This is a genomic window from Enterobacter cloacae complex sp. IR5428, assembly GCF_049238585.1.
Classification (GTDB): Bacteria; Pseudomonadota; Gammaproteobacteria; order Enterobacterales; family Enterobacteriaceae; genus Enterobacter; species Enterobacter intestinihominis.
Genome location: NZ_JBMKHV010000005.1, coordinates 152543 through 175100, shown reverse-complemented (window position 1 = coordinate 175100; position 22558 = coordinate 152543). Strand labels below are relative to the sequence as shown.

Annotated in this window: 21 protein-coding genes and 1 other annotated feature; of the genes, 10 read left to right on the top strand and 11 right to left on the bottom strand. The window is 55.1% G+C overall.

The window, feature by feature from the left end; genetic code table 11:
* Positions 1–105 precede the first annotated feature (105 nt).
* The 6 genes from htpG to ACOTXC_RS09070 all read right to left on the bottom strand — a co-directional run bounded on the left by htpG (position 106) and on the right by ACOTXC_RS09070 (position 6179).
* Complete coding sequence (htpG, locus tag ACOTXC_RS09095) at positions 106–1980, bottom strand: molecular chaperone HtpG (protein WP_015571245.1); 1875 nt, start codon at positions 1978–1980, stop codon at positions 106–108.
* Between the two features lie 110 nt (positions 1981–2090).
* Positions 2091–2696 (bottom strand): recombination mediator RecR, encoded by a 606-nt coding sequence (gene recR, locus ACOTXC_RS09090; protein WP_006809843.1) that lies wholly within the window; start codon positions 2694–2696, stop codon positions 2091–2093.
* On the bottom strand, positions 2696–3028 hold the full coding sequence (locus ACOTXC_RS09085; RefSeq protein WP_003858972.1) for a YbaB/EbfC family nucleoid-associated protein: 333 nt from the start codon (positions 3026–3028) through the stop codon (positions 2696–2698). The genes recR and ACOTXC_RS09085 overlap by 1 nt, the downstream gene beginning before the upstream one ends.
* Before the next feature lie 53 nt (positions 3029–3081).
* Complete coding sequence (gene dnaX, locus ACOTXC_RS09080) at positions 3082–5010, bottom strand: DNA polymerase III subunit gamma/tau (RefSeq protein ID WP_023299467.1); 1929 nt, start codon at positions 5008–5010, stop codon at positions 3082–3084.
* Positions 3688–3752, bottom strand: a sequence feature (DnaX frameshifting element). It overlaps the preceding gene by 65 nt.
* Positions 5011–5098: 88 nt before the next feature.
* Positions 5099–5650, bottom strand: a complete 552-nt coding sequence (gene apt, locus ACOTXC_RS09075; RefSeq protein WP_000127359.1) for an adenine phosphoribosyltransferase — start codon at positions 5648–5650, stop codon at positions 5099–5101.
* A gap of 151 nt (positions 5651–5801) precedes the next feature.
* A complete protein-coding gene (locus ACOTXC_RS09070) occupies positions 5802–6179 on the bottom strand; it encodes a DUF454 family protein (protein WP_001189855.1) in 378 nt (125 codons plus the stop codon).
* Between the two features lie 50 nt (positions 6180–6229).
* On the opposite strand from ACOTXC_RS09070, the gene priC reads away from it, so the two are divergent.
* Together priC and rsmS are read left to right on the top strand one after the other, a co-directional pair.
* Positions 6230–6757, top strand: coding sequence for a primosomal replication protein N'' (gene priC / locus ACOTXC_RS09065; protein WP_022647276.1), 528 nt, complete (start codon positions 6230–6232; stop codon positions 6755–6757).
* Positions 6758–6769: 12 nt separating this feature from the next.
* Complete coding sequence (rsmS, locus tag ACOTXC_RS09060) at positions 6770–6964, top strand: pleiotropic regulatory protein RsmS (protein ID WP_022647275.1); 195 nt, start codon at positions 6770–6772, stop codon at positions 6962–6964.
* 33 nt (positions 6965–6997) lie between these two features.
* Here rsmS and mscK read toward each other — a convergent pair whose 3' ends face one another.
* Together mscK and acrR are read right to left on the bottom strand one after the other, a co-directional pair.
* The gene (gene mscK / locus ACOTXC_RS09055) at positions 6998–10375 is read right to left on the bottom strand and encodes a mechanosensitive channel MscK (RefSeq protein ID WP_023305598.1); all 3378 of its coding nucleotides are present in this window, start codon (positions 10373–10375) and stop codon (positions 6998–7000) included.
* A 113-nt stretch (positions 10376–10488) separates the two neighbouring features.
* Positions 10489–11142, bottom strand: coding sequence for a multidrug efflux transporter transcriptional repressor AcrR (gene acrR, locus ACOTXC_RS09050; protein ID WP_032624732.1), 654 nt, complete (start codon positions 11140–11142; stop codon positions 10489–10491).
* 141 nt (positions 11143–11283) lie between these two features.
* Between acrR and acrA the strand changes: the two genes are divergently transcribed.
* From acrA to ACOTXC_RS09020, 6 genes are all read left to right on the top strand, one after another.
* The gene (gene acrA / locus ACOTXC_RS09045; protein ID WP_421767571.1) at positions 11284–12477 is read left to right on the top strand and encodes a multidrug efflux RND transporter periplasmic adaptor subunit AcrA; all 1194 of its coding nucleotides are present in this window, start codon (positions 11284–11286) and stop codon (positions 12475–12477) included.
* Positions 12478–12499: 22 nt separating this feature from the next.
* Complete coding sequence (acrB, locus tag ACOTXC_RS09040; RefSeq protein ID WP_023299464.1) at positions 12500–15646, top strand: multidrug efflux RND transporter permease subunit AcrB; 3147 nt, start codon at positions 12500–12502, stop codon at positions 15644–15646.
* Between the two features lie 509 nt (positions 15647–16155).
* Positions 16156–16530 (top strand): Hha toxicity modulator TomB, encoded by a 375-nt coding sequence (gene tomB / locus ACOTXC_RS09035; RefSeq protein WP_006809850.1) that lies wholly within the window; start codon positions 16156–16158, stop codon positions 16528–16530.
* Between the two features lie 28 nt (positions 16531–16558).
* Entirely contained in the window at positions 16559–16777 is a 219-nt protein-coding gene (locus ACOTXC_RS09030) for an HHA domain-containing protein (protein ID WP_015571250.1), read from the top strand.
* A 207-nt stretch (positions 16778–16984) separates the two neighbouring features.
* On the top strand, positions 16985–17536 hold the full coding sequence (gene maa / locus ACOTXC_RS09025) for a maltose O-acetyltransferase (protein ID WP_161177432.1): 552 nt from the start codon (positions 16985–16987) through the stop codon (positions 17534–17536).
* 116 nt (positions 17537–17652) lie between these two features.
* Entirely contained in the window at positions 17653–18120 is a 468-nt protein-coding gene (locus ACOTXC_RS09020) for a YlaC family protein (RefSeq protein WP_022647269.1), read from the top strand.
* On the opposite strand, the gene ACOTXC_RS09015 is transcribed toward ACOTXC_RS09020, so the two are convergent.
* On the bottom strand, positions 18092–19552 hold the full coding sequence (locus ACOTXC_RS09015) for a PLP-dependent aminotransferase family protein (RefSeq protein WP_023299463.1): 1461 nt from the start codon (positions 19550–19552) through the stop codon (positions 18092–18094). The genes ACOTXC_RS09020 and ACOTXC_RS09015 overlap by 29 nt on opposite strands.
* 102 nt (positions 19553–19654) lie before the next feature.
* On the opposite strand from ACOTXC_RS09015, the gene ACOTXC_RS09010 reads away from it, so the two are divergent.
* A complete protein-coding gene (locus ACOTXC_RS09010; RefSeq protein ID WP_022647267.1) occupies positions 19655–20365 on the top strand; it encodes a GNAT family N-acetyltransferase in 711 nt (236 codons plus the stop codon).
* Here the strand turns inward: ACOTXC_RS09010 and ykgO are convergent.
* The gene (ykgO, locus tag ACOTXC_RS09005) at positions 20362–20502 is read right to left on the bottom strand and encodes a type B 50S ribosomal protein L36 (protein ID WP_003859006.1); all 141 of its coding nucleotides are present in this window, start codon (positions 20500–20502) and stop codon (positions 20362–20364) included. The genes ACOTXC_RS09010 and ykgO overlap by 4 nt on opposite strands.
* A 2-nt stretch (positions 20503–20504) precedes the next feature.
* Positions 20505–20765, bottom strand: coding sequence for a type B 50S ribosomal protein L31 (locus ACOTXC_RS09000; RefSeq protein WP_015571255.1), 261 nt, complete (start codon positions 20763–20765; stop codon positions 20505–20507).
* A 213-nt stretch (positions 20766–20978) separates the two neighbouring features.
* Here ACOTXC_RS09000 and ACOTXC_RS08995 point away from each other — a divergent pair, with 213 nt between their 5' ends.
* Positions 20979–22538: an EAL domain-containing protein gene (locus ACOTXC_RS08995; RefSeq protein WP_058676947.1), complete on the top strand. Its 1560-nt coding sequence runs from the start codon at positions 20979–20981 to the stop codon at positions 22536–22538.
* Positions 22539–22558: the final 20 nt, after the last annotated feature.

The window sequence follows — 22558 nt, the reverse complement described above, 5'->3', positions numbered from 1 at the left end:
GTGCGAGAATGCCCCCTCACCCTAACCCTCTCCCCAAAGGGGAGAGGGGACGATTATACCCTCTCCCCTTTGGGGAGAGGGCCAGGGTGAGGGGTAGGTTTTGTATTACGCCAGCAGCAGCGCATTCACACGTTTAATGAACAGGTTAGGATCTTCCAGGGTGCCGCGCTCGGCCAGCAGGGACTGATCCAGCAGCAGTTCAACCCACTCCGCAAAGCGGGCGTCGTCCTGGGTATCCGCCGCGCGTTTCACCAGCGGATGATCCGGATTAAGCTCAAAGATATATTTCACTTCCGGCACGGCCTGGCCCGCCGCAGCGAACAGTTTCGCCATCTGGGTGCTCATTTCGTCCGCATCGGTGGTGACAATGGCTGGCGTATCGGTCAGACGGTGCGTGAAGCGCACCTCTTTCACGCGGTCGCCCAGCAGGGTTTTCACGCGCTCAACGAACGGCTCCAGCGCCTTCTCGGCTTCCTTCGCGCTGTCGTCCACTTCATCCGCCAGCTTATCGATAGACTCGTCGGCTTTAGCAACGGACTGGAAGGATTTACCGTCGAACTCGGTCAGGTAGTTCATCATCCACTCGTCGATGCGGTCAGACAGCAGCAGCACTTCGATGCCTTTCTTACGCAGCAGCTCCAGATGCGGGCTGCTCTTCGCTGCCGCATAGCTGTCGGCGGTGATGTAGTAGATCTTCTCCTGCCCTTCTTTCATGCGGGAGACGTACTCTTCCAGCGACACGGTCTGGGCGGAGGAGTCGTTGTGCGTAGAGGCGAAGCGCAGCAGTTTAGCGATAGCTTCCACGTTCGCGGTGTCTTCCGCCGGGCCTTCTTTCAGCACCAGGCCGAACTGTTTCCAGAAGGTCTGGTATTTTTCCGCATCGTCTTTCGCCAGTTTTTCCAGCATCTGCAACGCTCGCTTGGTCAGGGCGTTACGCAGGTTACGGGTGACGGTGCTGTCCTGGAGAATTTCACGGGAGACGTTCAGCGGCAGATCGTTGGAATCTATCAGGCCACGCACAAAGCGCAGGTAGTTCGGCATGAACTGCTCGGCGTCGTCCATGATGAAGACGCGCTGCACGTACAGCTTCAGGCCGTGCTTGTGATCGCGGTTCCACATGTCCCACGGCGCCTGCGCCGGAATGTACAGCAGGCTGGTGTACTCCTGCTTCCCTTCCACACGGTTGTGGCTCCAGGTCAGCGGGTCGGTAAAGTCGTGGGCGATGTGCTTGTAAAACTCGTTGTACTCGTCGTCTTTAATTTCAGCTTTGTTGCGCGTCCACAGCGCCTGCGCCTTGTTGATTTTCTCCCAGGAAACCACGGTTTCGCCGTCTTTCTCTTCCTGTTTTTCAATCTCAACCGGCAGCGCGATGTGGTCAGAATATTTGCTGATGATGGAGCGTACGCGCCAGTCGTTCAGGAAATCGTCTTCGCCTTCGCGCAGGTGCAGAGTGATTTCGGTGCCGCGATCCGCTTTGGTGATATCATCAACGGTGTATTCGCCTTCCCCTTTGGATTCCCACAGCACGCCGTTTTCGGCGCTGTCGCCCGCGGCGCGGGTGCGCACGGTGACTTTATCCGCCACGATGAATGCCGAGTAGAAGCCTACGCCGAACTGACCGATCAGCTGGCTGTCTTTCGCCTGGTCAGAGCCCATGGACTCGAGGAACGCTTTGGTGCCGGATTTAGCGATGGTGCCGAGATGGTCGATCACCTCGTCGCGGTTCATCCCGATGCCATTATCGGCAATCGTCAGGGTGCGGTTCTCTTTATTAAAAGAGACGCGCACGCGCAGTTCGCCATCGCCTTCGTACAGATCCGGGTTGGACAGCGCGCGGAAGCGCAACTTGTCCGCCGCATCGGAGGCGTTGGAAATCAGCTCACGCAGGAAGATTTCTTTGTTGGAATACAGGGAATGGATCATCAGGTGCAGAAGCTGTTTTACTTCTGACTGGAAACCACGGGTTTCTTGTCCTTTCATCTAAGTCGACCTCAACAATGCCATTTAATGGGGTTGTAAAACGTTGAGTGAGAGATGGGGATAAGGGGGGGAATTTTCAAGCGGAGGCCGCGCACGCAGCCTCCGTTTGGTCAGAAAATAATCTTGTGTCGTCCGGCCAGCGAGTGCGACAGCGTGGTGCCGTCGACCATCTCCAGCTCACCGCCGACCGGCACGCCGTGGGCGATGCGGCTGGCGTCAACGCCGTACTGCGCGCACAGCTCGGCGATGTAGTTGGCGGTTGCCTCCCCTTCCACCGTCGGGTTGGTGGCGAGGATCACCTCTTTGATCGTCTCGGACTCAAGACGCTGTTCAAGACGATCGAGACCGATATCATCCGGGCCGATGCCGTCCAGCGGGGAGAGATGCCCCATCAGCACGAAATAGCGGCCGGAAAACTGCCCGGTTTGTTCGATGGCGTAGATGTCCGCCGGACTCTCCACCACGCAAATCTGACCGTTTTCCTGACGACGCGGGTTCGTGCAGATGTTACAGACGTCCTGCTCGGTAAAGGTCCGGCAATCCGCACAGTGACCAATTTCTGACATGGCGCGGGTCAGAGCCTGCGCCAGGCGCATCCCGCCGCTGCGGTCGCGCTGCAATAGCGTAAACGCCATACGCTGCGCCGACTTCGGGCCAACGCCCGGCAGGCAGCGCAGTGCTTCCATTAACTGCGTGAGCAGCGGACTGGTTTGCATCAGAATGGCATCTTAAAGCCCGGCGGCAGTTGCATACCGCTGGAAACAGAGGCCATTTTCTCTTTCTGGGTTTCGTCGATACGGCGAGCGGCATCGTTAAACGCGGCTGCAACCAGATCTTCCAGCATCTCTTTGTCGTCTTCGAGCAGGCTCGGGTCGATTTCAACGCGACGGCAGTTGTGCGCACCGTTGATGGTCACCTTGACCAGACCGGCACCGGATTCACCCGTGACTTCCAGCTGAGCGATCTCTTCCTGCATCTTCTGCATTTTTTCCTGCATCTGCTGAGCCTGCTTCATCAGGCCACCCAGACCGCCTTTTCCACCAAACATAGGCTTCTCTCTTCTTTCACGTTAAGGATTACAACCGTAAGTCAGACTCACGATCAAAGGGGGCGAATACTCTCTTCATCCAGATCGGCGTCGAAGAACCGGCGCAGGGTCTGGATGTTGTTATCCGCGATAATCGACTCGCGCGCCTGCGCGAGCTTCTCTTCATAAATCGCCTGTCGCCACTCGAGCGGCGTTTTCACCGCCGGATTATCATCTTCAATGATAGTCAATTCAACCGGCACACCCTGTAAGGCGGTAAGCGCCTCGGCCAGCGCCTTTTGCGCACCAGGGGAATTCAGATGTCGCTGGCCCGGACGCAGATGCAGACGCACCTGATTGCCTTCCTGCTCTTTCCAGGCATTCAGCGCGACCTGCTCCACCAGCTTCGGCAGCTGAAGTTTGCTGACCTCAGCGGCCCAGGCGTCGCGCTCGATGGACTCTTCCGCGAGCTTCGCGGACAGCTCCGGCGTTTTTTCATGCTCAAGCGCCTTTTTCAGCGCTTTTGGCGTGGCGACCACTTCCTTGACCGTTTCAACAACGGTAGTCGCCTTCCAGCGGTATGCCTCTTCTTTCGCCGGGGCTTTTTGCTCGAGCGCGGACGGTGCCGGACGCGACTGCACGCGCTCCGTTACCGAGGCCAGTCGTTCAAGCGCGGCGTTGTTCACCGGCCGCGCTCTTGCAGGCGCTGCCGGTTCACTCTTTTTTGGTTTGGTTGCTCCCTGCGCACGTTGCAACTGGCTTCGTGCGGCAAGCACCGAACTGGTGGCATCCGACAGCGGCACGTTCTGCGGCGGCGGCGATGCCGGTTGCGGTGGCACCTGCTGCGGTGACATTACCGCGGTCGGCGCAACCGGCGCAAAGGACTGCCGGGGCGTTTCCGGCTCCGGCAATGGCTTGCGCGGATGGAAGGCCAGCGCGCGCAGCAGCGTCATTTCAACGCCCATCCGGCGATCCGGTGCAAACGGCAGCTCTTTGCGGCCAATCAGCAGGGTTTGATAATAAAGCTGCACGTCAGCCGGCGGCACGGTGCGCGCAAGTTCACGCATCCGCTGTTCAATGGTCGCCATGTCCGCGCCAATGGCCGACGGAGACAATTGCAGCATCGCCACGCGATGCAGCAGGCTGAGCATCTCGACCAGCAGCGCTTCCCATTCAATGCCACGGGCGGCGGCATCGTTGACGAGGGTCATTACCCGCTCACCGTTGGCGGCAATCATCGCTTCGATAAGCGACAGCGCCTGATCGTCATCCAGCGTGCCGAGCATGGTGCTGACCGCGTCAGTGGAAAGCTTACCGTCACCGCTGGCAATTGCCTGGTCAGTCAGGCTCAGCGCATCACGCAGGCTGCCGTCCGCCGCGCGGGCCAGCAGCTGCAGGGCGCGCGGCTCGTGAACGATCTTCTCTTCATCAAGAATGTGTTCAAGCTGTGCGCGGATCTGCTCAACGTCCAGCGCCTTCAGATGGAATTGCAGGCAGCGCGACAGGATCGTGACCGGCAGCTTTTGCGGATCGGTGGTCGCCAGCAGGAATTTGACATGCGCAGGCGGCTCTTCCAGCGTTTTCAGCAGGGCGTTGAAGCTGTGGCGCGACAGCATGTGCACTTCATCGATCAGATAGACCTTGAAGCGGCCGCGCGCCGGGGCGTACTGCACGTTGTCGAGCAGATCGCGGGTGTCTTCCACCTTGGTGCGCGAGGCGGCGTCGATCTCGATCAGATCGACAAAACGCCCCTGCTCGATCTCCCGGCAGTTGTCACATACGCCGCACGGGGTGGCGGTGATCCCGGTTTCGCAGTTCAGACCTTTTGCCAGCAGACGGGCAATAGAGGTTTTACCGACGCCACGGGTGCCGGAGAAAAGATAGGCGTGATGGATGCGACCTAGCGACAAGCCGTTCGCCAGGGCCGTCAGCACATGTTCCTGACCGACAACGTCAGCAAAGGTTTGTGGTCGCCATTTACGGGCTAACACCTGATAACTCATGGGCAGGCTCTGCAACGCTGGAAGGTGAATTAATGGAGGGGAATGCTATCACAACCTCACCCATTGAGCGAGGTTGTGAGATACGGGATTAATGTCCCGGGAAAGGCACCAGGCTGTAGCTGGTAATACCCTGTTTTTCCAGGCGCTGCTCGCCGCCGAGATCGAACAGGTTGATGATGAAGGCCGCGTCGGTCACTTCCCCGCCCAGACGACGGATCAGCTTCACGGTCGCTTCGATGGTGCCGCCGGTTGCCAGCAGATCGTCCACCACCAGCACTTTGTCGCCTGGCTTGATGGCATCAACGTGAATTTCCAGCTGATCGGTGCCGTATTCCAGCTCATAGCTCTCAGCAATGGTTTCACGCGGCAGTTTGCGCGGCTTACGCACCGGCACAAAACCCACGCCCATCGCCAGCGCAACCGGTGCGCCGAACAGGAAGCCACGGGCTTCGGTACCTACTACTTTGGTGATCCCGGCGTTTTTATAACGCTCAACCAGCAGTTCAATGCTGAGGGCGTACGCTTTCGGGTCTTCCAGCAAGCTGGTGACATCACGGAAAAGAATGCCAGGCTTTGGATAATCCTGGATACTTTTGATGCTATTTTTCAGATATTCAAGCTGCTGTGCAGTTGCGGTCATCGGTTTGTGCCTAAATGAAACAGTGTTACTCACGGCGCGCGACGAGTCGGTCAAAGTAACAGTTGTTTAACCTTTGACCAGGCGCACCTGTGCTCGAAAACGGTCGAATTTACTGGCTGTGCGCCATAATTGCAACCGCCATGATGAGGCTTCAGTGCTTTTGTTGCTTTTCATCAACCACGGGGATCCGCCACATGAAGATCAGCAGGCAGGCCAGGATTGCCAGCAGCAGAATGCGCACCCACATCATTTTCACCAGCCATAACGAGACGGCGAAGGTGATCAGGATGAAGGCAATGGCGCGCGGCTTGGCCCCGGGCGGCATGGCCCGGTGTTTTTGCCAGTGCCGCAGGTAGCCGCCAAACCACGAACGGTACAGGAGCCAGTGGTGAAAACGCGGCGACGAGCGGGCGAAGCACCAGGCGGCCAACAGGATGAACGGGGTGGTCGGCAGCAAGGGCAATACGATGCCCAGCGTACCCAGCACTACCGCGAGCCAGCCAATGATGATTAAAATAGTACGCTGCATAATGCGAATCGTTATCAAACTGAACGGCTACTTTACCACTGGAGAGCGCATTGAAAACAGCACTGCTTCTTGAGAGGCTGCAAAATCAGCTGATCGCGCTGCGGGCGCAGGCCACACCGCTGATGGGACATGCTACGCTGAAACCGCGCTTTGACCGGCAGCTCTTCCGCACCCGCAGTACCGTCATTCAGGATTACCTTGCTGAAATGCAGACCAACCTCGACGAGCTTCGCCACGCGGTTGAGAGTGAACAGCAGGAACAGGTGGTGTGGCTTGCGGAGCATCTTACTGAGCAGATCACCGCCCTGCACCGCGAAATCGCCGCCTGGCCGCTACGGGCGTGGGACAGCGCCTCGCCTGGGCTCGGAAAATGGCAGCGCAAGCGGCTGGAGAACCAGGAGTTTGAGCGGCGTCTGTTTGAGATGAAGTGTGAGCGCGAAGCCCGCCTGACCACCAGCGAAACGCTGCAAGAGCAGCAGTTATTAATGCGTGAAATCAGCGCGCTGGAAGGCCGCATCGTCCGCTGCCGTCAGGCGCTGGATGAGATTGAACGCGTCATTGAACGCCTGACCCGTTAACAGGAGCCACTAATGTCACTGGAAAATGCCCCCGACGAGGTCAAGCTGGCCGTCGATTTAATTATGCTGCTGGAGAATCACGAGATCCCGGCGGAGACGGTGCTGAAAGCGCTGGAGATTGTGCGGCGGGATTTTGAGGGAAAGGTGAAGGCCGGTTGCCCTCACCCTCACCCTAGCCCTCTCCCTGGAGGGAGAGGGGACCGTTAGGTGCGGTTTGAAAGATCTGCCCTGATTCGCTTTTTACCCTCTCCCCTCTGGGGAGAGGGCAGGGTGAGGGGCGGAGTTTTCGTCACCCTTAATCTCGCGCTTCACTTCCGTATGTTCGTCACCTTTCTCGTTACGCAGGTGAACCTCAAGCTGATTGAAGGCGATATTAATGTTGTTTTCACGGCACAGACGGTCAATGGTGCGGTTCAGCTCATCGACGGTGTAGCTGCGATCGCGTAGTTCGCGTACGTACAGGCGCAGCTCATGATCCAGCGTGCTTGGCCCGAAGGTGGTGAAGAATACGTCAGGCGCAGGATCGTGCATCACTTTAGGATGTGATTTCGCGGCTTCCAGTAGGACCTCTTTCACTTTATCCAGATCTGAACCATATGCCACCCCGAGTCGGACCACCACGCGCGTCGTAGTATCCGAAAGCGACCAGTTGATCAGTCGCTCGGTCACGAAGGCTTTGTTCGGGATGATCACCTCTTTACGATCGAAGTCAGTGATGGTGGTCGCACGAATACGGATCTTGCTGACGGTCCCGGAGAAGGTGCCGATGGTGACGGTATCGCCGATACGCACCGGACGTTCGAACAGGATTATCAGGCCAGAAACAAAGTTACCGAAGATCTCCTGCAAGCCGAAGCCCAGACCTACCGACAGCGCCGCCGCCAGCCACTGGAGTTTATCCCACGAGACGCCCAGCGAGCCGAATACCGTCATCGCCCCGACAATAATAATGACGTAGTTCAGGATGGTGGTAATGGCATACGACGCCCCCTGACGCAGGTTCAGCCTTGAGAGCACCAGCACTTCCAGCAGACCAGGCAGGTTGCGGATCAACGCCCAGGCCACCACCGACGACACCAGCGCAAAGAGCAGGCTGCCCATGGTGACGCTTTTCATTACCGCAGCGCCCGCTTCGGTACCGTTGTATTGCCAGAGGGTGATACTGTCGAGGTAGGCGAAGACGGTAATTAAATCAGACCAGATGGCCCAGAACATCACCGCAAACAGCGCAATCATCACCAGCATGGTAATACGCATCGTTTGCTGGTTGACCTGCTCCAGGGCAATGGTCGGCTCTTCCTGCGGCTCAGCCCCTTCAGCCCCCTCTTTAACCTGATGCTGTCGACGGGCAACAGCGCGACGATACGCAATGCGGCGCGCCGCCACGCTCAAACCGCGCAGCACGGTCTGGAACAGCAGGTTCCACAGGATCACCAGATACACGGTTTCAATCCAGCGGCCTGACAGACGAAGCGTGGTATAGAAGTAACCCGTTGCCGTCAGCACCATCAGCGCCAGCGGAATGATCGCCAGCACCGTTACGGTAACCAGACGAAGATTGTGGGACTCTTTATCACGCCAGCTGTCGCGGCACATCGGCCACATCAGGACGGCTATCAGCAGCAGGTTCAGCATAATTACCAGCTGTCCCAGCACGTCATCCATCAGATGCAGCGGCGAAAGCTCGGCCACAACGGACCAGAAGTGCAGCGGCAACAGCGCGAGGCTGATACGTACAATCTGGCGACGCCAGTGGCTGGTGAGTTTCTCCGGCATGTTGAAGTGTCGGACCGCGACGCCATCTTTTTCCAGCACTTTCCAGCACAGGCCAAACACCAGCCAGAACAGCGCCAGCTTTTTGCTGAACGCCCACAGCAGGTCGCTGATATTGAGCTGCATGGTCAACAGGATCAGGCCGACGGCGAGGATCAGCAGGCAGACCGGCAGAGCACGGATCAGATCGATCAGGATCGCTTTCGGGGTGTGCAGCTGGCTGTCGTTACGCAGTTGCCCCACTTCCGAGGCCAGCTTCGCCTGGTACTGCTTCAGCCATTTCAAACGCCAGCGTATTACTCCGGCGATGAGCAGCAAAGGCAGACCCGCAAGGAAGGCAATCATTACCGCAGGCCAGGCTTTCTCCCAGTTCACGGTAATTTTCATGCTTTTGATCTGGGATTTCAGCGTTTCAGGGAAAGATTTAAACCAGTCCCAGTCCATGGGTTTGTTGCTGTTCACCCAGAAAATCTGCTGGGTCAGGATCTCCTGGAGGCTTTTAGACACGCTCACCAGCTGCTGCTGGTTGATTTGCAGGTTAATCGCCATCATCAGCTGGTTGCCCAGCTGCTTATTAAGCTGATCGAGCAGTTCGCGGCGCATATCCACAACCTGCAACAGCGCGTCGTGAACTTCACCGTTTACTTCACTTGAATGGCCTTCTTCCACTTTGGCAACAAACGTATCGCTCTGGAACAGGGCATCGCGCTGCTGGTTAACGTCAAACTGTTCAAGACGCAAATCCGCAATGCGGTTGGTCATGTCTTCCAGCTCGTCGGCGGACGGCAGCGTCTGCTGCTGCTGGTAAAGAATGCGCGACAGCAGCAGGCTTCCCTTCAGGACGGCAATCTGCTCTTTGACATTGCGCTCAGCCTGCAAAGCGCGATCCAGCCAGTTTTTGACTTTAATATTCTGCTGCACCAGCGCGCTGCCGCTTTCAGTCGCCTGAATCAGGCGCTCGCTCAGCTGATGGTTAATTTCCAGCTCCTGCTTCACCAGCGGATTGGCCTGGATACGCGCCGTTTCGTCTGGCGAGACCGCTTCCTGCGCCGTTTTTTCGGTCAGCGTCAGGCGCTTGCTGTTCACCGCCTCCTGCAACAGCTGAAGCTGATGCTCGAGCCGGTTGATATTCGCGTTCACGTAGTCACGCTGTTTTTGCAGCGCATCCTGCAACACCGTGTTGCCTTCCAGACTCTTACGCTGCTGTTCAATCTCCGCGTTCAGCAGCGTCTGCTGGATGTTCAGCAGCGTTTGCTGGGTCGGTCGAAGCGCCCCTTCCCCCACGGTAATGCCATTCAGACGGTTACGTATCTGCTGTAGCTGTTGCGATGCAGAATACATGGCGTTCTGCACGCGCTCAGGCTGGGTTTGCAGCGAAACCAGCTGGCTGTTATAGGTCGAGAGATCGGACTGCGCCGTTTGCAGATCGTCCAGCAGCTGCGCCACGCGCGACTCGAGCTGGCGCAACGAAAGCGTGGCAAGCGTTTTTCGGGTTTCATCGTCGTTATCAACGTCGCTAAGCGCGTTCAGGGCCTCCGTTGCTTTACGCATGTTCTCCGGCGCCTGAGCGACCTTCTGCCGCAACTGGGCCGTTTCGGCTTTGATGCGATCGATCTTATCCAGCGTATCCAGGGTTTCCGTCAGGTCCTGCTGAACGAGCTTTTCCTGGGCGGAGAGATCTTTTTGTTTATTCAGGGTGTCGAGTTGCGACTGAACCTCGGCACGCGTCGGGACGTCACTGCCGTTGTCTGCACGGGCCCAGGAATGCGGTGCGGCTGCAAAGAAAAACAGCAGGATCAAAAAAACGGCCAGAACAGAATGTGTCGAGCGATAGGTGTGCAGCATAGTCGTGAATGTGATCTGAGAAATGACCGAAAATAGTCGGGCGTGAAGAATATCACGCCCGGCTAAAGCAGAATAGCGGGAAGGTAATCCTCTAAGACATTTCCTGGAAAGATTCAGGCAGTAAGCGGCGCTCCCTCGCTGCGAAGGGTCGGGCAAAGCTGGCACATCTCCAGGAAAATCGCGACGTAGCTGCGCGCCTCTGATTTCAGATCGAACGACTGCGGGGCGAAAAGCCAGTTTTCCATCAGGCCGGAAATATAACTGCGCATCAGGATCGCCGCCCGGCGCGTTAACAGCGTAGCGGGAAGCATGTCGGCCTGCATACATTCCTTAAGAACTTGCTCGATGCGATCGTAGCTTTCCAGACACAGGTCGCGCTGCGCCTGCTGAACCACCGCCATTTCGCCAACAAACTCACATTTATGGAAGATGATTTCCATCATCAGACGTCGGCGTTCTTCCACAACAGTCGCTTCAAGGATATATACTAATATTTCTCTTAATACTGAGAGTGGATCGTGAGGGAATTTTGCCCGATACTCACTCTCAAGATCGCTGATGCTGGACTCTGAAAGCTCCCAGATTTCACCAAACAGATCTGACTTGTCTTTAAAATGCCAGTAAATCGCTCCCCGCGTGACGCCCGCGGCCTGAGCAATCTGCGCCAGCGAGGTTGCCGAAACACCCTGCTGTGAGAACAAACGCATTGCCACATCCAGAATGTGTTGTCGGGTTTCCAGCGCTTGTTGTTTGGTTTTTCGTGCCATACGTTGATGAATTTACAGGAGTCAGATTTACATACATTTATGAATGTATGTACCATAGCATGACGATAATATAAACGCAGCAATGGGTTTTTAGACTCAGGACCCTTGATCAATTTGAAATCGGACACTCGAGGTTTACATATGAACAAAAACAGAGGGTTAACGCCTCTGGCGGTCGTTCTGATGCTCTCAGGCAGCTTAGCGCTTACAGGATGTGACGAGAAAGAGGCTCAACAAGGAGCTCAGCAGGTGCCAGAAGTTGGCGTCGTGACGCTCAAATCCGAACCTCTCCAGATGACAACAGAACTACCGGGCCGCACCAGCGCCTATCGCATTGCAGAAGTACGTCCGCAGGTGAGCGGTATCATCCTGAAACGTAACTTCACCGAAGGCGGTGATGTGAAAGCAGGTGAGTCTCTTTATCAGATTGATCCAGCAACCTATCAGGCGTCTTATGAGAGCGCTAAAGGCGATCTGGCGAAAGCAGAAGCGGCAGCCAAAATTTCGCAACTGACGTTGAATCGTTACAAGAAACTGCTCGGCACGCAGTACATCAGCCAACAGGATTACGATTCTGCCCTGGCCGATGCACAGCAAGCCAATGCAGCCGTTGTGGCGGCGAAAGCGGCGGTAGAAACCGCGCGTATTAACCTCGCCTACACCAAAGTGACCTCCCCTATCAGCGGTCGTATTGGTAAATCAGCCGTCACCGAAGGTGCGCTGGTGCAGAACGGTCAAACCAACGCGCTGGCCACCGTGCAGCAGCTTGACCCGATCTACGTTGACGTTACACAGTCCAGCAACGATTTCCTGCGTCTCAAACAGGAGCTTGCCAGCGGACAACTGAAACAGGAAAACGGTAAAGCCAAAGTTGAACTGGTTACCAACGACGGTATCAAGTTCTCACAAACAGGCACACTGGAATTTTCTGATGTGACCGTCGATCAGACCACCGGCTCTATCACCATCCGGGCTATTTTCCCGAATCCGGATAAAACCCTGCTGCCGGGTATGTTCGTACGCGCCCGTCTTGAAGAAGGGACTAACCCAAGCGCCATTCTGGTTCCGCAGCAAGGTGTGACCCGTACGCCACGCGGCGATGCGAGCGCGCTGGTTGTAGGTGCCGATAACAAAGTCGAAACACGCAATATCACTGCAACGCAGGCGATTGGCGACAAGTGGCTGGTAACGGAAGGTCTGAAAGATGGCGATCGCGTGATTATTACTGGTTTGCAAAAAGTTCGTCCTGGCGCGCAGGTCAAAGCTCAGGAAGTGAAATCTGACGACAAACAACAAGCGTCGGCCGCTGGCCAGTCAGAACAAACCAAGTCTTAACTTAAACAGGAGCCGTTAAGACATGCCTAATTTCTTTATCGATCGCCCCATATTTGCGTGGGTGATCGCCATTATCATCATGCTGGCCGGGGGACTTGCGATCCTGAAGCTGCCTGTTGCGCAATATCCAACGATTGCGCCGCCGGCAGTGACGATCTCCGCAACCTACCCGGGCGCTGATGCCAAAACGGTGCAGGACACCGTTACGCAGGTTATCGAACAGAACATGAACGGTATCGATAACCTGATGTACATGTCCTCAAACAGTGACTCAACCGGTACAGTTCAGATTACCCTGACCTTTGAATCCGGTACGGATGCGGACATTGCGCAGGTTCAGGTGCAGAACAAACTGCAGCTGGCGATGCCCCTGCTGCCGCAGGAAGTGCAACAACAGGGTGTGAGCGTCGAGAAATCGTCCAGTAGCTTCCTGATGGTTGTCGGCGTGATTAACACCGATGGCACCATGACGCAGGAAGATATTTCCGACTACGTGGGCGCCAACATGAAGGACGCCATCAGCCGTACGTCTGGTGTGGGTGACGTTCAGCTGTTCGGTTCACAGTACGCGATGCGTATCTGGATGGATCCGAATAAGCTGAACAACTTCCAGCTGACCCCGGTTGACGTGATCAGCGCAATTAAAGCGCAAAACGCCCAGGTTGCAGCCGGTCAGTTAGGCGGCACGCCGCCGGTGAAAGGCCAGCAGCTTAATGCGTCTATCATCGCGCAAACGCGTCTGACCTCGGCGGATGAGTTCAGTAAAATTCTGCTGAAGGTGAATCAGGACGGTTCGCAGGTTCGCCTGCGTGACGTGGCGAAAGTGGAGCTGGGTGGCGAGAACTACGACGTTATTGCGAAGTTCAACGGTAAACCGGCTTCCGGTTTAGGTATCAAACTGGCGACTGGAGCGAACGCCCTGGACACCGCGACGGCTATCCGTGCAGAACTGAAGAAGATGGAACCTTTCTTCCCGTCAGGTCTGAAAATTGTTTACCCGTATGACACCACGCCGTTCGTTAAAATTTCGATTCACGAAGTGGTTAAAACCCTGGTTGAGGCGATCATCCTCGTCTTCCTGGTAATGTACCTGTTCCTGCAAAACTTCCGCGCAACGCTGATCCCAACCATCGCCGTGCCGGTTGTACTGCTCGGCACCTTCGCGGTTCTGGCGATATTTGGCTATTCGATAAACACCCTGACGATGTTCGGGATGGTGCTCGCCATCGGCCTGCTGGTGGATGACGCCATCGTAGTGGTCGAAAACGTTGAGCGTGTGATGGCGGAAGAAGGCCTGCCGCCGAAGGAAGCAACCCGTAAATCAATGGGCCAGATCCAGGGCGCGCTGGTCGGTATCGCGATGGTTCTGTCTGCGGTATTTATCCCGATGGCCTTCTTCGGGGGTTCAACCGGTGCGATTTACCGTCAGTTCTCTATTACCATCGTTTCCGCGATGGCGCTGTCGGTGCTGGTAGCCCTGATCCTGACGCCAGCCCTGTGTGCGACCATGCTGAAGCCGATTAAGAAAGGTGGCCACGGCGAGCACAAAGGGTTCTTCGGCTGGTTTAACCGCATGTTTGATAAGAGTACGCATCACTACACCGACAGCGTGGGGAACATCCTGCGCAGCACCGGTCGTTATCTGCTGCTCTATATCATCATCGTGGTGGGCATGGCTTTCCTGTTTGTTCGTCTGCCAAGCTCGTTCCTGCCAGATGAAGACCAGGGCGTGTTCCTGAGCATGGCTCAGCTTCCGGCGGGTGCGACGCAAGAACGTACGCAAAAAGTGCTGGATGAGATGACCGACTACTTCCTGACCAAAGAGAAAGACAACGTCGAATCCGTGTTTGCGGTTAACGGCTTTGGCTTCGCGGGTCGTGGTCAGAACACCGGTATTGCCTTCGTTTCTCTGAAAGACTGGTCCGAACGTCCGGGTGATGAGAACAAAGTTGAAGCCATTACCAACCGGGCCATGGGTACCTTCTCACAGATTAAAGATGCGATGGTCTTCGCCTTTAACCTGCCAGCGATTGTTGAACTGGGTACAGCGACCGGCTTCGACTTCCAGCTGATTGACCAGGGCGGTCTGGGCCACGAAAAACTGACTCAGGCGCGTAACCAGCTATTTGGCGAGGTGGCTAAACACCCTGACCTGCTGGTGGGCGTGCGTCCTAACGGTCTGGAAGATACGCCGCAGTACAAGATCGATATCGACCAGGAAAAAGCACAGGCGCTGGGTGTGTCCATCAGTGACATCAATACCACGCTGGGTGCAGCCTGGGGTGGCAGCTACGTCAACGACTTCATCGACCGTGGTCGCGTGAAGAAAGTGTACGTCATGTCCGAAGCGCAATACCGTATGCTGCCGAACGATATCAACAACTGGTACGTTCGCGGCAGTGATGGCCAGATGGTGCCGTTCTCCGCCTTCTCAACTTCGCGCTGGGAATACGGTTCGCCGCGTCTGGAGCGTTATAACGGCTTGCCATCGATGGAGATCCTCGGTCAGGCGGCGCCGGGCCGAAGCACCGGTGAAGCCATGAACCTGATGGAAGAGTTGGCCAGCAAACTGCCTGCGGGTATTGGCTACGACTGGACCGGTATGTCCTATCAGGAACGTCTGTCCGGTAACCAGGCCCCTGCCCTGTACGCCATTTCACTGATTGTGGTGTTCCTGTGTCTGGCGGCATTGTATGAGAGCTGGTCGATTCCGTTCTCCGTTATGCTCGTGGTTCCGCTGGGGGTTATCGGTGCGCTGCTTGCCGCAACCTTCCGTGGGCTGACTAACGACGTTTACTTCCAGGTGGGCCTGCTGACAACCATTGGCTTGTCGGCGAAGAACGCGATACTTATCGTCGAATTCGCCAAAGATCTGATGGAGAAAGAAGGTAAAGGCCTGATTGAAGCAACGCTTGAAGCCGTTCGTATGCGTCTGCGTCCAATCCTGATGACGTCCCTGGCGTTTATCCTCGGCGTTATGCCGCTGGTTATCAGCTCAGGCGCAGGCTCCGGCGCACAGAACGCGGTAGGTACCGGTGTAATGGGTGGTATGGTCACTGCGACCGTTCTCGCCATCTTCTTTGTACCGGTGTTCTTCGTGGTGGTACGTCGCCGCTTTAGCCGCAAAAATGAAGATGTGGAGCACAATCATTCGGTAGAACATCACTGATACCGGTTTCACATGATAAAAAGGCCGCATTTGCGGCCTTTTTCATTTTCAGAAAAATTCATAAAATAGTCTTATTGTCGTTTTATTTATTTTCACCCGTCCTGATAAGACTTATCATAATAATCCGATAAGCTAATCGTAGAATTCAGCATTCTTTTTATATCAATTCATCGCCTAAAATATTCGGACAAATCCTAAATCATCGTAAATGCCGAAGACATCTGAATCCGGACTTCAAATGAAACATTGCGCTAACTCAATGAATCTTAAGGAACGGATTAAAAAAAGGGTTTCTCTCGATAAAAGTGTTCGCGTCTGAGGTCACATTTGCGTAAGCGCTCGCAAGGAAACGTTTTAATTGTAATTTTTCGTAATAGCGCGGTGAAATCCTGATCAGAGTGGCTTATAGTTAGTGTTATCAGGAACACAGCTCCCGTGTGGCTAAGCAAGTTGTATCCATCCCGACATGATGTTCGGTGAGTAAAAAATCACTCAGAAGGGGATGCGCTATGGACGAGTACTCGCCAAAAAGGCATGATATCGCGCAGTTGAAATTTCTCTGCGAATCCTTGTACCATGACTGCCTTGCCAATCTTGAAGAAAGTAACCATGGCTGGGTGAACGATCCAACGTCTGCTATCAATTTACAGCTTAATGAGCTGATCGAGCATATCGCAACCTTCGCACTTAATTATAAAATTAAGTACAATGAAGATAATAAGTTGATAGAGCAAATTGATGAATACCTGGACGACACCTTTATGTTGTTCAGCAGCTACGGCATTAACGCACAGGATTTGCAGAAATGGCGTAAATCAGGAAACCGTCTATTTCGCTGCTTCACGAATGTCAGCAGAGCTAATCCGGTTAGTCTTTCCTGTTAAAATTATTACAAATACTAAGGTGAATTTTATGTCTGATAAACCATTAACTAAAGTCGATTATTTGATGCGCCTGCGACGCTGTCAGTCAATTGACACGCTCGAACGTGTTATTGAGAAAAATAAATACGAGCTGTCTGATAATGAACTGGCGGTATTTTATTCAGCTGCCGACCATCGTCTTGCTGAACTGACCATGAATAAACTCTATGACAAGATCCCCTCTTCGGTATGGAAATTTGTTCGTTAGTCGTTGAAGAGAGACTTTAAGGCACTACGCCCGTTGTTAAGCTGAATTTACCTTTCGTATTACGCTTCAAGTGCAAACGCCAGGTCCCCGTATAAAACGTATTTATACGCAAGAATGTTGTGACTCCCGTCACAGCCACTTTTAGGGAACGTTCCCTTTCTGGCTAATCCTCTTTACGCTACGTAAAACGATTCCAGAGAGGTTCCCATGAGTGAAGAAAAACAGAAGATGATTGCCGGTGAATATTATCGCCCCGGCGATGACACGCTGAGGGCTGACCGTTTACGCGCTCGTCATATTGTTCACCGCTATAACCATACCGCACCCGATGAGAAGGCCGAACGTCGCGCCTTATTAGCTGACCTGCTGGGTCAAAGCAAAGGCGCTTATATTGAGCCGAGCTTCCGCTGCGACTACGGCTATAACATCTATCTGGGCAACAATTTTTACGCCAACTTCGACTGCGTCATGCTGGACGTCTGCCCTATCCGCATTGGCGATAACTGTATGCTCGCACCGGGGGTGCACATTTATACAGCCACGCATCCTCTGGACGCGACCGAACGTAACAGCGGGCTGGAGTACGGTAAATCGGTCACCATAGGCCATAACGTCTGGATCGGCGGACGCGCGGTGATTAATCCGGGCGTGACCATTGGCGATAATGCAGTTATCGCTTCCGGCGCGGTAGTGACCAAAGACGTGCCGGCCAATGCGGTAGTGGGCGGGAATCCGGCGAAAATCATTAAAATGATCTAAGCGCATCCTGAGTAACTGTTATGCTTTTTCCTGGCATAACTGTTACTTTCATCGCATAAACCCCTCTCATAAAATAGGCAGATCACCTGTATTTTTAACAATCATAAAGGCAAAAAATGACAGAGATACAGCGCCTGCTTACCGCCACCATCGACGAGCTCAATACCCGCGAAAAGCGCGACAATCGTCCGCGCTTTAGCATCAGCTTTATTCGCAAACATCCCGGATTGTTCGTCGCCATGTACGCCGCCTGGCTGGCAACGCTTATCGTCATGCTGAAGTCTGAAACGCTGGTCGATTCCGTCTGGCTGCTGGTTGTGCTGTTCGTGGTGTTTAACGCGTTTTTCTTTTTCGACGTCAATCCGCGTTACCGGTATGAAGATATCGACGTACTCGATTTCCGCGTCTGCTACAACGGGGAGTGGTACAACACGCGTTACGTGCCGAAAGAGCTGATCGACAGCATCCTGCACTCGCCGGCTGTCGAAGCCGGGCAAAAAGAGAAGTTGCAGAAAATGGTCATCACCAAGGGCCAGCTCTCTTTTTATGATGTCTTTACCCTTTCCCGCCCCGCTGCTGTGTAATGAGCGCCTGAAGACGTCGAATACCCGGCGCAAACTGCGAAGCAGAGGTATTGCCGTAACCTAAAACCAGACCGGTTTGCCCCTGCGTCGTCTCAAGGTAGTACCCGCTCAGTGCAGCGGGTGCCAGCTGAAACGCTCTTGCCTGCTCCACCAGCCGCTGGTCGTCGATACCGTCAATCGCCAGCGCCAGGTGCATCCCTCCTTCTCCGGCAAGAACACGGTGCGGCGTATGAAGCTCTGCGCTTAGCACCTCCCGCAGCTGGCGGTATCGCTTACGATAAAGTCGGCGCATGGCGGCAAGATGTCGCGCATAGTGGCCTTCCTCAATAAATAGCGCCAGGGTGCGCTGTTCAGCGCGATGCCCGCCGCGCAGCAGCGAGCCGATGGCCGGACGCGCCGCCTTAGCCAGCGCTGGCGGTAATACCATGAACCCCATTCTGAGCGACGGAAACAGCGTTTTGCTGAACGTCCCCAGATACACAACGGGCGCATTGTTGACCATTCCCAGCATCGCCGGTACGGGCTCACCGGCATAACGGAATTCGCTGTCGTAATCGTCCTCAATGATCCACGCGCTGTGCTGCCGGGCCAGTTCCAGCAGCGCCAGACGCCGCCGCGCGCTGAGCACGCTTCCGTAAGGGAACTGATGCGATGGCGAGGTAAAAATCAGCGTGGGTGAAGGCGCACACAACCCTTCCCAGCACATCCCCTCGTCATCAACCGGTATGCCGCTCATCGCCAGGCCGGTTTTGACGAAAGCGCTTTTAGCACCACTATAGCCGGGATTTTCAACCCAGGCGACATCCCCCGGCTCGCTTAACAGCATCGTGCACAGATTGACGCCCTCCAGTGCCCCTTCGGTTATCACAATCTGGCTGGCATCGCAGTCAATGCCGCGGGAGAGCGCAAGATGGCGGGCAATGGCGGCCCGTAGCGTCGGCTCGCCGGCCGGGTCGCCATACCCTAACAGGGCGCTCCCCTCCTCGCGCAGGACGCGATCGTATAACCGCCGCCACAGCGGCAAGGGGAAATAGTTGATGGCAGGCGTTCCTGGCGTAAATGCCATCACCGGAGTGTCGCGCGGCACAGGCGCGGGCAGCAGGGCAACACGTTTTGTCAGCCTGACGTCCGGGTCCGGTAATGTCCGGGCAATCGTACGATGAGCGAATTGCCCCACCCGCGTACCCTGGCGGCTACGCAGCAAATAACCTTCGAGCGTGAGCTGGTCCAGCGCCGCATTAACGGTGTTTCGGGACACCGAGATCTGCTGCGCCAGCGTTCGCGAGCCGGGCAAATGACTGCCGGACCGAAGCCTTCCGCACAGTATGGCCTCCCGCAAAGCAAGGTAGAGCGCGCGCTGGAGCGTTTCTTCCCCACGTTTTTTCAGCGCAGCATGGAGCAGGGTGTATAGCTCATCACCCGGTATATTCATCTTTACCTCCTCGTGGTACCAGCAAAACATAGCCTGGTGGTTCTTTTTAAGGAACCAGTAATTCACTAATCTGGAGATCTTTTCAACATCGTGGAAATAAAGATGAGTGTATTCAATGAGTTTGGACAACCTGTAGGGGAAAGCCTTGCCGACTGGCAGCCTCGCCCGCCCCCGTCCCGGGTGGTACTTCAGGGTCGCTATTGTCGGCTTGAGCCGCTGCGCGTGGAGCATGCCCACGCGTTGTTCTCTGCGTATTCCCTGGCCGGAGATACCCGAAGCTGGACGTGGCTGCTGCGTGAACCCGATGCCACCGCAGAGGAGTTTGCCGAATGGGTGGCGAGCGTGAGCAAATTATCCGATCCCATCCACTTTAGCGTTATCGATAACCAGACCCAATCTCCTGTCGGGACGCTGTCCCTTATGCGGATCGATCCTAAAAACGGCGTTGTAGAAGTGGGACATGTTCACTTCTCGTCAATGTTAAGCCGCACGCCCATGTCGACAGAAGCGCAGTATCTGCTGATGCGGTACGTGTTCGATACCCTGGGCTACCGACGTTATGAATGGAAGTGCAACAGCCTGAACGAACCCTCCCGCAAAGCGGCCCTGCGTCTTGGCTTTCAGTTTGAAGGGCGTTTTCGCCAGGCGCTGGTCATTAAAGGCCGAAACCGGGACACCGACTGGTTTTCAATTCTCGACAAAGAGTGGTCAGCGCTGGCGAGCGCGTTTGAAAGCTGGCTTGCCACCGACAATTTTACCGTCGATGGCAAACAGAAAAGATCCCTGGAAAGCTGGCGAGAAACGCGCGTCTAGCGTCTTTTTTTACGCCCCTGCACCGCCTTAAAGCGCGGGTTAGATTTGCAAATCACGTATAAGCGTCCCTTGCGTTTGACTATCTGGCAATCCGGGTGACGCTGTTTTGCACTGCGCAATGAGTTAAGCACCTGCATGATTAGCCTCGCTTCGCATCAAGAAAGCCACCAAAACGCTTGCGGAAGCGTGCCGCGCTGCCATCCGTCGAGAAGGTCTTCTGCTTCCCGGTATAAAACGGATGTGATTTAGAGGAGACATCAAGAGTAACGTAGGGATACGTTTTCCCCTCAAGTTCAATTTCACGGTCTGTCTTAATCGTTGAGCCAACTTTAAAATATTCATTAGCCGTGGTGTCGTGAAACACAACGGTGCGATAGGTTGGATGGATATTCGGTTTCATCTCTGGCCTTCGTGTATTGTTATAACATAACAAGATACTATCTGAGCTTTGCTGCAAAAACAACCCCTGTGACGCACAGCCTGTTTTTGAAAGGTTTTCAAATACTGCCAGAGACTGTTACATGCTATAACTATATCATTTAGCGATAAAAAATTTTTCCTCTGGCGCGCAAACTCCATGCCCTGGTCGGGCATATGGAAAGGATACAGCAGCATGCGAACCCGACATCTGGTCAGCCTGGTGACAGGCGTACTGATCTTCTCTGTGCTGGTCCCTGTGTGCCTCAGTATCTGGCTGGCGCATCGTCAGGCAGAGGCGAAATTTGTGGATGCACTGGACAGATATGCCTCGCGCGCCCTGATCCGTACCGACAGAGTCGTTGCGCAGGCAAAACAGGCGCTCACGCACCTACAGTTGTTCAACGCCCCGCCCTGCACTCCTCCGCACTTACGCGAAATGCGTCGTGTCGCGTTCTCATGGCGCTATATTCAGGAAGTGATGTATATCGATAACCTGAAGCCGCTCTGCTCCTCTCTGGAACAATCCAGTAATACGGCGATCTTACCGCCCCCGATGCGGATCACCGCAGACGGATATAGCGCGTGGCTCACCTCGCAAAACGACCTCGGCATTCACCGTTATATGGCCGTTCTGGGGAAAGGACATTATCTGGTAATGGTCGATCCGGAGTCGCTTGTGGATGTTGTCCCGTTCGGTGACATTTCGATGGATGCCGCCCTGGTGGGAAGCGAAACCCATCGGATATTTGCCAGAAGCAATATTCTCGACCCGTATATTCTTTCTGTCGTTAAGGAGCAGCAGGACGTTAAGCGCGTGCAATACAACGGCTCGATGTACGTGTTGAAACCGGTGCCAGAACTGGGGCTTACGGTTATTGCCTGGGCATCGTTAAAACCGCTCGCGGCATCCTGGCATCAGCAGCTGATCATCTGGCTACCGGCAGGCATACTGATAAGCCTGGTTGCAGCCCTTATTGTGCTTCGCATCCTCCGCCGTTTGCTTTCCCCGCGTAACCGGCTGATCGACGCGATCAACAACCGGGAGATCGAGGTTCACTATCAGCCCATTGTGGCGCTATGCAGTGGAAAACTGGTGGGTGCAGAAGCGCTGATGCGCTGGCCGCAGCCAGATGGCAGTGACCTGTCGCCTAATCTCTTTGTTCCCCTGGCGGAGCAGACGGGGCTTATTTCAACGCTGACACAGCTGGTGGTGAATAAGGTGTTTGAGGATTTAGGTGCCTGGCTGCATCATCACCCGGAACTGCACATTTCTGTCAACCTTTCGCCAGCCGATTTAACGTCCCCCGAGCTGCCTCGCCTGCTGAGTCAATTGCTCAACAAATGGGGCGTCCACCCGCGCCAGATCGCCCTTGAATTGACCGAGCGCGGCTTTGCCGATCCTGCCGTCAGCGCCCCTGCCATCGCTGCGTTTCGGCGCTCCGGGCATGCCATCTACATTGATGATTTTGGTACGGGTTACTCCAGCCTGAGCTATTTGCAGGATCTTGATGTCGATACCCTGAAGATTGATAAATCCTTTGTGGACGCGCTGGAGTATAAGAACGTGACTCCCCACATTATCGAAATGGCCAAATCGCTTAAGCTGGCGATGGTCGCAGAAGGCATTGAAACTGAAGGGCAGCTCGAATGGTTGCATCGCCACGGCGTGCAGTACGGACAGGGCTGGTATTTCAGCAAGGCGCTGCCTAAAGAAGATTTCATTCGCTGGGCCGAGCACAACCTCAGGAAATAAACCTATTACGCGGTGTTACG